Here is a 15,942-nt window from a genome sequence, read left to right on the forward strand (position 1 = left end):
TGTTATAGATTTCTTTTATGGGCAAAGGGTCTCGCTAACATATTTAGGTAGGATAATCACTTCAGCGGTATAGCCTGCCGTTTTGCCACGGGTTGCCATCAAATTACGGGCGATACGCAAGCGATATGTGCCGGATACAGGCAAACATCCTTGGTAGATAATACCGCCTTTGGTGCCGTCTTGTGACCCATTTGGCATATGCAATACACCAACATTAGCAGTCTCAGATGTACCTGCTAGCGGCGCAATATTAATCAGCGCGTATTGTCCACTTGAAGCCTCAAATTGATACCAGCGCTCATGTTGCTTGGGGTTTAATGTGCCAGTAAGGGTCGTACTGATTTGCCCTTTTGCAAAGCGAATCGGTTGGTCGGCAGCTACCTTGGAACTGGTGGCTTGTGCATCAGTAGCTATCATTACACTAACTATAGCGATAGTAGATATAAGCAATTTAAGAGGAAATGGGAACATTAGCCGCTCCTGTAAATATTAGAAAGTTACCATTCTACTGGTGTGAAAATCCGCATCTATATCTAAGTTTATACAATACTTCCTGAGTTTTCAGTACCGATTTTATAGTTTTCAATAAATGAAAAATTCATCATAAAAAAAGCGCCTCGTTATTAATAAGCTAGGCGCTTTTTTATTCTTGCTTCTTGTTCTTAAACTTTGATTTTAAAGGCAACTAAATCTTAGTCTAAAAATGCAAAGTTCTCAATATCCATTGCCGTCATACTCTCACTTGGTGCGACCATACTTTCGGCATGACCTGAGGTACGTGGCAAGATTTTATCGAAGTAAAACTCTGCGGTTTGGATTTTGGCTTTGTAGAATTCTGGCGCTTCTGTACCCCCATTCTCTAGCTTGTCATAGGCAACTGCCGCCATACGCGCCCAGTGGTAACCCATCATTACGTAGCCTGAGTACATCAAAAAGTCATCTGACGCTGCTGAAATAATTTCGCGGTCTTTACGAGCCATCAGCATTAGACGTACGGTAAGGGTATTCCATTCTGCACATAGCTTGGTTAGCGCCCAAACAAATTTACGCATGTTTTTATCAAGCGCATATTCACTACACCATTTCATGATGCTGGAAGTATAGTCGCGAATGATTTTACCTTTTGACTGTAGCAGTACTTTGCGGCCTAATAGATCCAGCGCTTGGATACCCGTAGTACCCTCATACATAGTGGCAATACGGGCATCACGGGCGATGAGCTCCATGCCCCATTCTTTAATATAGCCATGACCGCCATAGATTTGTTGACCATGTTTGGCCGCTTCAATGCCTAATTCAGTTAAGAAGCCTTTTAGGATTGGGGTATAAAAACCAAGCTTATCATCCCATTTCTCGAACTCGGCATCATCGCCATTAGCAATGCCTTGTGACATTTTATCGGCGTAGCGTGCTGAATGATAAATCATTGAGCGGCCACCTTCAGCAAAGGCTTTTTGAGTCAGCAGCATCCGGCGTACGTCTGCGTGATGAATGATAGCATCAGCGACTTTTTCAGGGTCTTTAGTACCTGATAAGGTACGCATTGAACGCCGATCTTTGGCATATGGTAGGGCGTTTTGGAAGGACAATTCAGTATGGGCTAAACCTTCGATACCGGTACCGATACGGGCGGTGTTCATAAAGGTGAACATCGCTTTGAGGCCTTTGTTCGGCTCACCAATAAGGTAACCGATTGCTTGATCAAAGTTCAGTACACAAGTCGCTGATGAGTTAATACCCATTTTATGCTCAATAGAGCCACAAGAGACGCCATTACGCTCGCCAATCTCACCATCACTATTTGGCAAGAATTTTGGGACGATAAATAATGAGATACCGCGCGTGCCTTCTGGGGCATCTGGTAGGCGTGCTAAGACAATATGAATAATATTTTCGGTTAGGTCGTGCTCACCACTTGAAATAAAGATTTTGGTGCCGCTAAGCTTGTAGCTATTATCCTCTTGTGGAATAGCCTTTGACTTGACTTGACCCAAATCTGTACCGCATTGAGGTTCAGTCAGACACATGGTACCTGCCCATGATCCTTCGACTAATTTATGTAAGTAGGCCTCTTTTTGCTCATCCGACCCGTATTGCATTATAGTGTTAATACAACCTGTTGATAGACCAGGATACATGGCCCACGGCCAGTTCGCCGTACCCATCATTTCAGACTTAATAAGGTTAATTGACATTGGCAAGTTCATCCCACCGTATTCTTCAGGGTATGAGATACCTTGCCAACCGCCATCCACAAACTGATTGTAAGCTTCTTTAAAGCCTTTAGGAGTCGTTACCACCCCGTTATCAAAATGGCAGCCTTCCGCATCCGCTGGTTGATAAATAGGTGCTAAAACATTTTCGGCGAAGTCAGCAAAGCCTTGTAAGATCATATCAACGGTTTCAGGATCGGCATTGTGGCCATTATCTAAGTCTTTATAATGTTCTTGAAAATCAAAAACGTCATTAATCAAAAACTTGATGTCACGTAAAGGGGCTTTGTAAGTTAACATAGTCGGTCTCTCTAGTCAGTTCGCTCAAATCACTTATTAGCTCGTTGCTACTGTTATTAAGCGTGATTGTTGTTAAGCGTGATTGTTATTAAGCGTCATCGTCGTTAAGTATTAGGGTACGTAGAGCATTTAGATATTGTTAAGCACAGATTATTGATTTCAATGGCAGTTAAGGTTTTCTTAAACCAGTTATTGATTACGCAGTTAACATCATTATAGGTGTTCTATTCTAACAAATATACTATATATAATTAATATTCATATCAAAGAAGACAACCAATTACTTTATTTTATGTATTTCTAACTATTTTCTATTTAACGTCTTTATCCTGACCGATAATCTACTAACGGACAAACTAAAGTCAATTTATTTAATAAGGGTAGCACTTTATGAGCGCGTCTAGGCCCTCTACACCGCCAACAGGTTGGATTAAGCAAGTAGTTATGCATATCAAGCGTTTAATCAATGGTGAGCTGACGCATCTGCTAACGGTTAATCGCAGCCGTCGACCGTGGCATATGCCTATCATAGCTGCTATTGCGATCAGCTTTCCAGTGTTCGTTGGCGCGTACTTCGGAGACTTACCTTCAGGTATTAAGGCCTCGTTAGGGGCAATGGTTATTTTAAACTTGCCATTCACAGGGTCACTACCTCATCGCTTAGTGACGGTAATGTCATGGGGTTTTGCCATGTCTCTATGCTTTGCGCTCGGCTTGATAGCGCAGCAGATTCCTATTGTCAGGCTGCCCGTATTTACCTTAATTGCTTTTGGTATCGTAGTATTTGGACGCCATTATCGACAACCGCCACCAGCAGGTCTGTTTATTATGATGGCCAGTGCCATTGCGTTATTTATACCACTGCCTCTGACGCAGATATTACCAGCAACAGGATTGGTGATGTTAGGCAGTGGTTTTGCACTGGTAATGGGGCTGCTGTACTCACTGTTTTTATTAATAACCCGCGAGACTGTACCTGCGCCTATCTATACTTATGAGCCGGATACCATCAGCGAAAGTATTATTGTGGCGGGCTTTGTCAGTTTAGCGTTATTGATAGCGGTCATGCTAGAGATGTCTAACCCATATTGGGCAGCAGTCAGCTGTTTTATTATTATTCAAGGTATTCATTTGCGTACCATGTGGATTAAGCAGTTACACCGCTTGCTTGGAACGCTGATAGGTGTGGTGCTGGCAGGTTGGATGCTATCTTGGGGGCTGCCGATTTGGGGGGTGGCGGTTGCGATATTGGCGATGATGCTTTGTATTGAGTCATTGGTCGATCGTCATTATGGAATGGCGGTGATATTTATTACCCCGCTAACCCTATTTATCGCAGAATATGGCAGTGGCTTGCCGCTCTCAACACATGTTTATCAAGAAGTGATGCGTGCGCGCTTGCTCGATACTGCACTTGGCTGTATGGTTGGTCTAAGTGGTGGGGTCGTGATGCATTCAACGAATCTGCGCGTGCCATTACGCCGTATTGAAAAATGGCTATTAACACGCTTTAGTTGAGATAGAACATAGCAAAAATTTGATAACCGTAAATCAGTCGGTATTATCTTCATTAATTATTGAAGCCGACTGTTTTTAAGACTGTTATTCCAACGCTAGAGTCGCTTGATTTACATCAATCGTGTGTCCTGTCCAGCGCTCAAAACTCAATGCTGCCTGCCCAATAAGCATACCGTAGCCGTCAGACGTTTGAGCACCACGCCCCGCAAAATGCTGCAAGAACGGCAGATCGCGCCCGTACATCATATCGTAGGCGTAGTGGCAATTTACCTCATCCGCTAAGGGTAAGGTATTATCTGACAGCCCGATAGAGGTGGCATTAATAATCAAATCAAACTGGCCGGTCAGCTTATCTGTCGTACAGCTATTAATAGCATGATGATGAATATCAAGACTGGCAGCACTAAGTTCAGTTATCAGCATTTCTGCCTTGCTTAGGGTGCGGTTGGCAAGGGTCAGTTGAGCAATTCCGGCTTGAATAAGGGGTAATATTACCCCACGTGCCGCACCGCCTGCACCAATAATCGCGACTTGTGCGCCATTAAGCGGCCAACCTAAGCTGATAATATGTTTAACTAAGCCTTGCCCATCAGTATTGTCTCCATATAGGGCCTCTTTTACTGATGAGCCCTCTTTTAGCAGGTCTTTATTCAATAACAGCGTATTGACCGCGCCGGCGACTTTAGCATGTTCCGATAGTCCGCCACGTGCCAGACAGCAATCATAAGCCACCTGTTTAAACGGTACGGTAACATTTGCACCCACGCCGCCACCATGAAAGAATGCTTCAACGACTGCAGTAAAGCTAGCGGCATCATTTGGGCAGTACTGACGCTGATAGTGAATATCAAGTCCAGCTTGGGCGGCAAATACATGATGAATCTCAGGAGACTTACTGTGGTCGATCGGATTACCAATGACGATAAAATTTTGGGTCATTTGATTCATAGCTTGTCTGCTACCTATGATAGGTGAAAGGTTCGATGTTATAAAATTGATGGTATGTCTTCTTGAGTGGCATCCATTGGGTGACTGTTGGTTAAGTGGCTTTTTTATTATTAATACTTGTTGTACACCTAAGATAAAACAATAGGCTTTATCCATCATAGGGGATAACAAGGTTTTTAACAAATCTGTACCCCCTGGGACTGTTATCCGTAACCTAAAAGGTGGTTAATGTCTAGGCAGTTGGGTAAACTGTAAACCCAATAGCCTTTTAAATATCAGAGTCGAAATCAGCATGATATGGTTAATATTGCAGCCATATAACTGGCGCATTTATTGCACGAATGACTGCTATGCCTATATCCTCTAATCCTAATATCTACTGATTGCAGACATTCATCATACTGATACCCTAATGTATTTAAAATGCACGGCTTTAAAATACTATTCTTTATTATCAGCGGCCTTTGCCGACTCGTTAATATCATTCTAAGACCCTAACAGTGTGAGTAAATTGCCCATGTGGAATCACCCCCTACAGACCGTCATGGTCGGTATAATGATGGCAGCTAGCGTAACTTTGAGCGCGTGCGATGGCTCTAAGACAGACGCCACCTCTGAAGTTGCCTCAGACGTTACTACTGACCAAGCATCCGACGCTGCGCCTGTACAGACAAACCCCATGCCGAATGCTGACTTAGATGGGGCGACTGCTGAGCAAGGCATGGCAGTTAGCTATGATGTATCGTCATGGGGTAGCGCGCAAGTTGAGACGCTCAGTATCAATGATATTGATCAAATCAAAGCCGCATTTGGCAAGGTTGTGAGTACCGATGAGAACAGCCTAGACTACGCTAGTAACCATGCAACCAAATATCGTTTTATGAGCACGGATGCGCCTTATTTAGACCTAATTGACTCTGAAAAATATCTTGAGCTTGGCTGGTATTACGCCAATCCCAGTGACTCTGATAAAGAAAAGAAGCTCAGTAAAGCGCATGCCAAAAAAGCCTATAAGCTGGCGCGGCAACTGATGGGTGATGCCGGTGGTAAAGTGCTCTCTGATATACTCAGTGGTCAAATTATCAAAAATACCAGTATTGGCGGTCAAAAAATTGAGCTGGCAAAATGTGAATTTTACAGCTGTATGTTGGTACTTAATAAATCAGCCACGCAAGAAGCGGATGCCAGCTAAATATGACTATTGAGCCTAGCCACTGGCGATGTCTCTATCCGCAGGCCAATACTGCGGCCACGGTTGCGATAACACCAGACAACCGCGGGATGGCATATGGTGATGGGTTTTTTACCACTATGGGTGTCATCGATGGGGCGATATTGTGGCAAGATTACCATTACCAGCGCCTCATTTCTCATGCCTATGCGTTGCAACTTGATATAGATAGCCAAGCACTACTCGCTACATTACAAGCCTACGCTCAGCAGTTACAACAAGGGCTGATGAAACTTGTCGTCACCCGTGCTGCGCAAGATATACGTGGTTATGGTTTTATCCCTGATGCATCCGGTAGCGCCTGCGAGATCTGGCTAAAATCCTCTGCTATGCCAATCACTAGCGCTGAGTCTGTGCGTTTGCCCGATGGGCGCACAGTACTCATGCAACCGGCAACAACAGCGGTATGTTTGAATGCGCAACTGGCTTGTCTACCACCGATCTTAGCCGGTCTGAAAAGTCTTAATCGTTTGGATAATGTGTTGGCTAGTGGTGAGTTACAGCGTATTAAGGTGACAGAATCGGATATAGGCGAAGGGCTGATACGCGATATGACGGGGAGCTGGGTTGAGGGCACGATGAGCAATATGTTCTATCAATTAGCAAATGAAGGTAACGTAGTAGATACGGATAAATCAGCTTGCCAGCAATCATTCTCTAGCTCAAATATAACCACTCTAGAGGCAGTCAACAGCACTCATTTAAGCGAAAACTATCTGCTAAACGGACAATGGTTTACGCCGCCGCTTACTCAATCAGGGGTTACAGGAGTTCTACGACAAGTCATCGTTGATGGATTTGCTAAGACCGATAATCCAGTAGAAATGCGTGTTTTAGGGGATAAAGATTTACCTACTATAACTCGGCTATTCTTCTGTAATGCAGTACGTGGGATAATACCGATAACTATGCTTAGCTTGTTAAGTGGGGATAAGGTTTGTTTCTCAGTATGACGTTCTATTCCCACTCAAATATATTGTACTTGGTATCCATATAATCTTCTGAATCTAAAACAACTTCTTCATTTCTATAAAGTTGCTGCGCTTTTAAAAGAGCGGTTTGCTCGTCCTCAGCGACACTCTCAACGATCTGACTGAGTGTCTCGATAATTTCTATGTGAAAGGTTTTTTCTACTTTTACGTTTTTTCTCATAATACCCTCTCTCAAAATTATCAAACAACTTTAGTCATTTATATTACGTCTATTATGTCACTCGGATTATCAAAAGGACTTAAGAGAAGTGATCGTCTTTTGTTACCTGTACTTGTACCTTGATGCAAAGTGATCAATGATCCTGTTTTTAACAAAGGATAATATCCCATGCGCTCAGTCTATGAAGAAGAAAGCATTCCTCTACAAGTGCGCCGATTAATGATTTTTGATGAAATTTGCCGTAAAGCGCAAAAATATCCTGATGAAATTATCCATTTATCACGCTTTACACAGCTGGCATTTGGCGTTATGTATTTGCAAGATTTTAAGAAGTTTATTGCCTTTGGTGGAATATTTGAATATGCGCATACACGCAAAGAAGTGATTGAGCAAGGTGTGCATTGTCTGCTTCATGATGAGCTTATCATGTGTGCCATTACCGTAAAACGACAAGCATTTACCAAACCTGTCCGCAAACCTATTGAACTGCTGTGGCACTGGAATAATTATGTGAAAAATAGACGGCATACTTACCTGGATAATGACGTTCAACATTTTTTCCCCGTGAATGATGAGTTAGAGATGGATTATCCGCCTCATAGATACCATAAGTGTCTCGTTGCTACAATGCACTTGCCACTTTGGGACAACCAAAAAACGATCACTACGCCTGCTTATTTTGATAGAGAAGGCCACTTACGACCTAAAGGCTATCTTAAAAAACGCTTAGTATAACCAGGACAATTTATACTATCTTTTGATAATTACCACGACCCAAAAATTCAATAAACCCTTTACCACGTAAGATTTGTAATTGCTGACGGATTTTGTCATGAATGTGATGGTTATCAGGATGTTTGAGTTGTAGCTCATCTGCAAAAGCATAAACCTGATTTAAAGAAAAGTTTACGTCCAACTTATCAATACATTGCCAAATATCTAATGTCCAGCCGCGTGTACGTTGTGTTTGCTCTCGTAAGAACAATGTCTGCTGAAATTGAGTGGTGACAATATCTCGGGATATCACTTGTTGGTTTTTGACTAAAAATACCTTTCCAAACTCAGGAACTTGGCGCAAATCAATATTACAGCCGACCCAACCAGCGCGCTTTGCCGTTAGCGGTAACTTCTTACGCTTAATGATCATATCCGGCTTAAAAAAATGTTTGGGGATGATCAAAAAATTATTAACGGTAAACTCTTTAGAATAAGTCAAAAAGAAAAAACTGGGATTATTCTCACTACTTATACGCTTAATCATAGTGTCATAAGCACCATCGTTAATGATATTGCTTAGCTTTGCTTTCTTACTTTTAAGCTCGTATTGCTCATGGCAATTCTTACAATAAAAGTCTGCAACCGGTTGATTATTAGCAAATTCAGACAACGGCTGAACGCTACAATTAGGACAATAACCGTTGTCTTTTACCCACGCCTCACTAAGCACTCGAATAATTTGTGGTGGTGAGCGATAGTTGGCAGCTAATTTAGTATTAAAAGTTAAATCCATAGTGACTGGCCATTTTATAACCGTAAAAAGGTCCATTAATTGGTAGGCTAAATAGGAAGCCAAATCAGATATTAATGAGTAAATTATTAACGACCAAACAAATAACATTGAAAAACACACGGTTCAATGCTAAATTCTAGCAAACTACTGCCTCGCGAGTTGCCATGAGCAAGCCGACACCTGAAACACCTTCTGAACGTCCTAATGATACGCCACCCCCTGATAAGAATATCGCGGCTGATGAAGCGCGCGCGGAGCAGTCTCAACTAGAACCCAACGCGGATAAGGTAGAAGAAGACAAAGTATCAGCAACCGATATCTCACTGATTAGTCAACAAAGTAAACCACGACGTTATAAAGAAGACCATCAATCATTTTTTATGATGCGAGGTTATCAGATATTATTGGTATTCGGGCTGATTGCTGCGTTTTTATTGGTGATGGTCTATCAGACCTTGTTTGGGCGCATTACCCAGCCGCAGCAGATGGTGACGATCGAGAAAGGCGACACTTATTACGGTTTACTACCACAGTGGCAACAGCAGATTCCGCTGTTTTCTGCCAGTATCGCTAAGCTTTATATCAAGTCACAAATCGATGCCCCACTACATGCCGGTATCTATCAGATATCCGCGAATCCAACGATTGCTGAAGTATTACAAGTACTAGAACAAGGCGCAAAAGTGGCCATGGTAAAAGTACAAATTATCGAAGGTAAGACTTCTAAAGACTTATATCAAACCTTGCGCGAGAACAAAGGTATCAAGAAGGAAGTTTTGACCGCTGATACCGATAACGCCAGTATTGCGCAAGCGTTAGATTTAGTCGGCGTATTGCCGGACGCGGTGACCAACAGTGCTGATTCTATCGTCAATTATAACCTTGAAGGTTGGTTTGCTCCCGATACCTATTATTATGGTGAAGGAGCCAGCGATAAAAAAGTGCTCACCGATCTGTATAAGCGTCAGCAGCAGGCACTGACGACAGCGTGGGACAATCGTGCGCCAAATCTGCCTTATAAAAGTCCTTATGAAGCGTTGATTATGGCCTCTATCATCGAAAAAGAAACCAGCGTGGTTGAGGAACGTCCCTTAGTGTCTGCGGTATTTAGTAACCGCCTGAATAAAGGTATGCGTATGCAGACCGACCCTACTATTATTTATGGCATGGGCAGTCGCTATGATGGCAATATTCGTAAGTCAGATATTAATGAAAAGACTGCATATAACACTTATCAGATTGATGGTTTACCGCCGACGCCAATTGCACTACCTTCTGCCGCCTCTATCGAAGCTACTTTGCATCCTGCCGATAGTGATGCGCTATACTTTGTTGCAACTGGTAATGGCGGGCACAAATTTACCAATAGCTTGGCCGGCCATAATCAAGCGGTAAAAGAATATCTGAACGTGATGCGTGAAAAGAAATCACAAATGCCGCCGCAATAAAGAATATAGAAGTCACCATTTGCTAGATAGTTTTTTACTAAGTAGCTTTCTAATAGGTAACTTGTAGAACTGTCAGAATATTTAGCAGTTATAATAAATATATGTCACATAAGGCCATATGATGTCAGCACCTGTAAGCGCTAGCTCTACTGCAGCAACTACTCAAACCGCTACAAATAATGTATCGGCTAAATTAAAGCAGCGAGGGCGTTTTATTAGCTTCGAGGGTACCGAAGGCGTTGGTAAAACCACAGCGATTGAAGCTTTATGCGCGCGCTTGCAAGCCAACGATATTGACTACCTGTGTACGCGTGAGCCGGGTGGTAGCCCGTTTGCTGAGCGCCTGCGCGATATTTTGTTAGATCCCGCCACAGATATTAATGATGATACCGAGCTGTTGTTGTTATTTGCGGCGCGCTGTGACCATCTACAGCAGGTTATTTTGCCAGCTTTGCAGCGCGGGTCATGGGTAATCTGTGATCGTTTTACGGACTCAACCTTTGCTTATCAAGGTTTTGGGCGTGCCTATGGGAATACGCTAGTATTAGCAAAGATTGAAGCCCTTATCGCGCAGTTTATTCCGCAATTACCTGACCTAACGCTATGGCTGGATTTGCCAGTGTTAGAAGGTATGGCGCGCGCTAATAAACGCAGTGTGGCAGATCGCTTCGAGCAGCAAGCAACGGCATTTTTTACACGGGTACATGAGGGTTTTAGCGCGCTGGCCGTGCAACATCCTGAGCGTATTCAGCGTATTGATGCGTCAGGACATACGGATGAGGTGAACGCCCGTATTTGGCAAGTGCTTAAATTATCATTTGATATTGATTAGCATCTACAACGCTTGAGATTATAACTCCCATAAAAAACCCCAGCTATTGAGCTGGGGTTTTCGTCAAAAGAGTAAGGTAAAGAGTAGTTACTATTTGTCCTGCTTTCCATTGTTTTTAATACTGGTTTCAGCACTGTTCTCAACACCGCTCTTAGCATTGTCGTTCGCAGTATTGGTTCCAACACTGTTATTAGTATCAGGTAAACGATTGGGATCAAGCGACCCTTTTTTAGTTTTAGGGGCACTGCCACTACCATTGGCATTGGCTTTTAGCTTTGACGCTGAGCTGTTATTTTTAGGCGTCGTACTTTTTTTGGATTCAGGGCTTTTAACTTCAGGGCTCTTGACTTCAGGGCTCTTGACTTCAGGACTTTTAACTTCAGCACTCTTAGGTTCTGACGTCGTATTTTTTTCTGTAATAGCAGGCTTAGCAGCTGCTGGCGACGGCTCGGTTGTTACCGCGCTATTTTTTAGATCTGTTTGCATACCTTCCTGCAAGGGGTTTTGCTTGTCAGTATTACTAGCTTGACCCTTTAGCTCAGCATCGTTACTTTCGCCTGTTGGATTACTCTGTGCAGGTGGCTCTTTTTCCTTATCAATAAGCTCTATTTCTTTACGCTTTTCAGGTGCTTTGGAGCTGGCTTCGAATTTTTCATCGGCAATGATGCGAGCTTGCTCCTGTTTAGCAGTGACGTCGACAGGTTTTGGTTGCACATCGTCATCGACTACTAAAGCAACCAGCTTACGATCACGCGGTACATTACCATCGAATTTATTGGTAATAACGTTTAGCTTACCTTCTTTATCGAGGGTATACAGTAGGACAAATTGCTTGTTATCCGCCTTATACTGCGCAAAGCTATAACTGTCAGTAATGTTAGTAATTTTAATACGCGCTTTTTTTGACAGCATGCTGGCAAGCTTAGTGTAGGTCACGTCTTTGCCAAATAGCCACTGCGAATGGTAGTTTGCTTGCTTATCATCGCGCTCATTTTTGACTTTCTCGTCACTGAATTTAAGACGATAAATCTTTTGTTCACCGAACTCATGGTGATAATGAATCTCGGATAAGGTATTAAGTTCTTTATCCATGCTCATAGCAAACAGATGACCGATACCGATTAAGTCGAGATGGTGGTCAGCGTGGTCGGAAATAGGATTACCAAAGTAGGTGCGCAGGCCACTCATACGGGCCCCAGCGATATTGGTATAGTTGTTATGGGCGACAATCACATCAAAGCCTTGCTCTTTTAAGGACGTGGCAACCAATAGTGCTACTGGGTTAGAACCAACCACTAAAATACCATTGGTCGCAGGTTCACGGACCCCCAGAAAATTGCCAACCATTTTTGCGCCTAAGCCCTGAATCATTACCGTGCCAATAATGACGATAAATACTAAGGGTACTAACAGTTCAACGCCCTGAATATCATATTCTTGCAAGCGAATAGCAAACAGTGAAGAGATAGCAGCAGCCACAATACCGCGCGGACCAATCCAGCTGATCATCAGTTTTTCATTGGTTTTGAGGTTAGAGCCAATTGAAGAAGCCCAAACCGACAAGGGACGAGCCACAAACATCACGATGGCCAACAGTACCAGACCGGCAAAACCAACGCTCATCAAACTCGCCAGCTCAACACGAGCGGCAAGGATAATAAACAGTACAGATATAAGCAGTATGGTTAAGGATTCATTAAACTCTAGAATGGTATCGCGTGGGAATTTTGGCCAGTTGGCCAGCGCCACCCCTAGTACGGTAACCGTTAAAAGGCCAGACTCGTGCTCTAAATGATTCGATATTGAAAATAAGACTAGGACAAAAGCTAAGGTAAAGACGTTGCGCAAAAACTCAGGTACCATATGCTTACGCATTAAGAACGCTAGCACCCATGCGCCAACCAGACCTAATAAGGTCGCCAGCACCACGATTTTGGCAAATAGTAAAATACTACTGGCTTCACCGCCCGAGATGATATATTCGTAGACCAATACCACCGCAATAGCGCCGATTGGGTCGATAATGATACCTTCCCACTTTAAGATATTGGAGATATTCTTATTAGGGCGAACACTGCGCAGTAGTGGCATGATTACTGTCGGTCCGGTCACGCATACCAGTGCCCCAAATAGTAAGGCGATCAAGGGATCGACATCGAATAATAGGTAAGTCGATAGCGCTACAATGGCGATAGTGATGAGCACCCCAACGGATACCAGCATCTGTACCACAGTTCCGTGTTGCTTGATCTCATCGAACTCTAAAGTCAATGACCCTTCAAATAAAATAATCGCTACGCCTAATGAGATAAAAGGGAACATCAGCTCGCCTAATACCAAATCAGGATCAAAGTATCCTAATACCGGCCCGATAATGATACCAATCAGTAATAAAAACAAAATGGACGGTTGCTTTAAGTACCAAGCCAACCATTGGGCGGCGATGCCTATCCCAACCACGCTAGATAATAATAGGGCGGTATCCATAAATTAATCCTTTTATAAGCGTCACATACTTCACAACTATTAAGGTTTGCTATAGCCAATTATCACAAAAACTGATAACAACTGGCTGATAATAACTATAGATATCATAAGTAATCGCATGAGTCATTCAATGCGTTAATGACATATAGTTAGTAGTAGCAGGGACAAAAGTGCCCTGAGATAAACAGAGATAATCTGAGGCAGTAAAAAACGGTGAACAGGAATAAGTATAGCTAATTCGCTGATATTATGGGTAATAACTATAATTAATAATAGACTTTTGTTTGCTTTACAGGTTATTTGGCTTGTTATTATAACATGATTTTATTTTATCTGTCCCAAGCGCGTCCGGCATAACGTAGGCTGTACCGCTATGCAAATAGCCACCTCTTAGGTTATGCTGCATAACAACGACCGCCATAAGTTAGCTGTAGAATTTATCATAGGGCAGCAGCGTTTATTATACTGACCAAGAAAACAGCTCTAAAGGTGGTTGTGAATATGATGATGTCTTATTATTAAACTAATAAGTAGATACACGGCCAAAGTATGGTTAAGAAAAAAGCTGCCGCTACTGATGCCAATAGATAACGGATAAATAATAAATTTATAAGATAAATATATAAACAGGCATTGGTATTGATGAATAACTTGATTAAAAAGTAAGATCAATAACAGATATAAATAACTGATATATAGACCATTCATAAGGGCGATAATATGCACAGACAATCAACCACTAATAAAGTACAACAATGGCTGCAGCGCAGTGCGCTGGCAATCGCCATTGGTACAGTAATGACAACTGGTCTCGGCATATCTATCGCTCCAAATGCACAGGCAGCAGTTACTACCGCTGATTTTTCAGATCTCGTGCAGCAAGTTACCCCTGCAGTGGCGCGCGTCAATGTCACTAAAACTGTCAGTGAGGCAGAACTCGCCAAAGCCCAGACTGCTGAACTGTTAAGACAGTTTTTTGGGGATCGCCTGCGCATTCCAGAACAAGCAGCAACCCCTGCTATTGAACACGCTTATGGGACGGCATTTTTTGTCACTGCTGATGGTTATATGCTTACCAACCATCATGTCGTCGAAGGTGCAGATAAAATCACTGTTACGTTAAATGATCGGACTGAGCTTGATGTGACCTTAGTGGGTAGTGATGAGCGCTCGGATGTGGCGGTATTAAAAGTTAACGGCAGTAATTTTCCAGCGCTACCGATTGGTGACTCTAATAAGCTTCGAGTTGGTGAACCAGTACTGGCCATTGGCTCACCATTTGGCTTTGATTACTCAGCTTCTGCCGGTATTGTCAGCGCCAAATCACGTAGCTTTTCACGTGAGACTAGCGTACCGTTCATCCAAACCGATGTGGCGCTAAACCCGGGAAACTCGGGGGGACCTTTGTTTAATCAGCGCGGCGAAGTCATTGGTATTAACTCGCGTATATTTAGTGGGACTGGCGGTTATATGGGTCTGTCGTTCTCCATCCCAATTGATGCGGCGATGGATATCTATGAGCAACTGAAAACCAATGGCGAAGTAAGCCGTGCCTACTTGGGTATCTATCCACAGGATATTGATCGTAATTTAGCAGAAGCTTATAAGCTATCCCGTCCGCAAGGGGCGCTACTAACCCGGGTTTCTCCAGACTCGCCAGCACAAACGGCAGGTCTAAAATCTGGTGATATTATTTTGCAGTATAACGATATCAAAATTATGCGCGCGTCGGATTTATTGAACCTGATTAATCGGGCACGTCCTGATGACCCCTTTCGGGCACAATTACAGCGGGATGGTAAGCAGTTGATAGTGACTGGTAAACTCGACCATGCGCCCAAGGATGTACAAGCACAAGGTCGGGATCAACAAGACAATGAGGTGCAGTTAGGGCTTCGATTACGTAATCTCACTACTGATGAGCAAGCAGAGCTGGCAGCCGATAATAAGACCGGCATACTGGTTACTACCGTTGACCCGATAGGTTTGGCAGCGCGTTCAGGAATATTGGCAGGCGATATTATTACCAATCTGCACCAGAAACCTATTAAAAAGGTGACTGACTTTTCAAGCGCTATTTCTTCATTACCCAAAAAAGGCGTAGTCACCATTGAGGTGATGCGACAGGGTATTCCTGGAATTATTGGTTTACGTATTGAATAATGCTAAGAGATAGCAACTACTGATGATTATTAATGGCTGCTTGATCGTGCTTAATGATCATGTTTATACCAGTAAGCGTGGGTAATTATCCTTGGCTATCATCGACGTCGACCTCTATAATGGCTGATTTTTTAGAAGCT

13 protein-coding genes are annotated in these 15,942 nt (G+C 43.1%); 7 read left to right on the plus strand and 6 right to left on the minus strand.

Translation table 11 applies throughout. The annotated features are described in order from the left end of the window. Window positions 1–15 precede the first annotated feature (15 nt). On the minus strand, window positions 16–471 hold the full coding sequence (locus AAEY88_RS10060; RefSeq protein WP_350561975.1) for a hypothetical protein: 456 nt from the start codon (window positions 469–471) through the stop codon (window positions 16–18). Between the two features lie 221 nt (window positions 472–692). Next, on the minus strand, window positions 693–2,513 hold the full coding sequence (locus AAEY88_RS10065) for an acyl-CoA dehydrogenase C-terminal domain-containing protein (RefSeq protein ID WP_350561976.1): 1,821 nt from the start codon (window positions 2,511–2,513) through the stop codon (window positions 693–695). A gap of 390 nt (window positions 2,514–2,903) precedes the next feature. On the opposite strand from AAEY88_RS10065, the gene AAEY88_RS10070 reads away from it, so the two are divergent. After that, window positions 2,904–4,031: an FUSC family protein gene (locus AAEY88_RS10070; protein ID WP_350561977.1), complete on the plus strand. Its 1,128-nt coding sequence runs from the start codon at window positions 2,904–2,906 to the stop codon at window positions 4,029–4,031. 84 nt (window positions 4,032–4,115) lie between these two features. Here the strand turns inward: AAEY88_RS10070 and aroE are convergent, their stop codons facing one another. Beyond that, window positions 4,116–4,970 carry a shikimate dehydrogenase gene (gene aroE / locus AAEY88_RS10075; protein WP_350562085.1) on the minus strand — a complete coding sequence of 285 codons (855 nt, stop codon included), beginning with the start codon at window positions 4,968–4,970 and terminating at the stop codon, window positions 4,116–4,118. A 511-nt stretch (window positions 4,971–5,481) separates the two neighbouring features. Between aroE and AAEY88_RS10080 the strand changes: the two genes are divergently transcribed. Beyond that, window positions 5,482–6,171: a hypothetical protein gene (locus AAEY88_RS10080; protein ID WP_350561979.1), complete on the plus strand. Its 690-nt coding sequence runs from the start codon at window positions 5,482–5,484 to the stop codon at window positions 6,169–6,171. 2 nt (window positions 6,172–6,173) lie between these two features. Beyond that, entirely contained in the window at window positions 6,174–7,163 is a 990-nt protein-coding gene (locus AAEY88_RS10085) for an aminotransferase class IV (RefSeq protein WP_350561981.1), read from the plus strand. A 4-nt stretch (window positions 7,164–7,167) separates the two neighbouring features. On the opposite strand, the gene AAEY88_RS10090 is transcribed toward AAEY88_RS10085, so the two are convergent. Next, complete coding sequence (locus AAEY88_RS10090; RefSeq protein WP_350561983.1) at window positions 7,168–7,362, minus strand: DpnD/PcfM family protein; 195 nt, start codon at window positions 7,360–7,362, stop codon at window positions 7,168–7,170. A 168-nt stretch (window positions 7,363–7,530) separates the two neighbouring features. On the opposite strand from AAEY88_RS10090, the gene AAEY88_RS10095 reads away from it, so the two are divergent. Further along, window positions 7,531–8,097: a hypothetical protein gene (locus tag AAEY88_RS10095; protein ID WP_350561985.1), complete on the plus strand. Its 567-nt coding sequence runs from the start codon at window positions 7,531–7,533 to the stop codon at window positions 8,095–8,097. Between the two features lie 10 nt (window positions 8,098–8,107). Here AAEY88_RS10095 and AAEY88_RS10100 read toward each other — a convergent pair whose 3' ends face one another. After that, window positions 8,108–8,872, minus strand: coding sequence for a DpnI domain-containing protein (locus AAEY88_RS10100; RefSeq protein ID WP_350561987.1), 765 nt, complete (start codon window positions 8,870–8,872; stop codon window positions 8,108–8,110). Window positions 8,873–9,036: 164 nt separating this feature from the next. Between AAEY88_RS10100 and mltG the strand changes: the two genes are divergently transcribed. Next, window positions 9,037–10,320, plus strand: coding sequence for an endolytic transglycosylase MltG (gene mltG, locus AAEY88_RS10105; protein WP_350561989.1), 1,284 nt, complete (start codon window positions 9,037–9,039; stop codon window positions 10,318–10,320). 121 nt (window positions 10,321–10,441) lie between these two features. Continuing rightward, window positions 10,442–11,152 carry a dTMP kinase gene (tmk, locus tag AAEY88_RS10110; protein WP_350561991.1) on the plus strand — a complete coding sequence of 237 codons (711 nt, stop codon included), beginning with the start codon at window positions 10,442–10,444 and terminating at the stop codon, window positions 11,150–11,152. Window positions 11,153–11,242: 90 nt separating this feature from the next. Here the strand turns inward: tmk and AAEY88_RS10115 are convergent, their stop codons facing one another. Further along, on the minus strand, window positions 11,243–13,639 hold the full coding sequence (locus AAEY88_RS10115; protein ID WP_350561993.1) for a cation:proton antiporter: 2,397 nt from the start codon (window positions 13,637–13,639) through the stop codon (window positions 11,243–11,245). Window positions 13,640–14,359: 720 nt separating this feature from the next. On the opposite strand from AAEY88_RS10115, the gene AAEY88_RS10120 reads away from it, so the two are divergent. Further along, complete coding sequence (locus AAEY88_RS10120; RefSeq protein WP_350561995.1) at window positions 14,360–15,802, plus strand: Do family serine endopeptidase; 1,443 nt, start codon at window positions 14,360–14,362, stop codon at window positions 15,800–15,802. The last annotated feature ends 140 nt before the right edge of the window (window positions 15,803–15,942 follow it).

The sequence above is a fragment of the Psychrobacter sp. CAL346-MNA-CIBAN-0220 genome (assembly GCF_040309805.1).
Lineage (GTDB): Bacteria > Pseudomonadota > Gammaproteobacteria > Pseudomonadales > Moraxellaceae > Psychrobacter.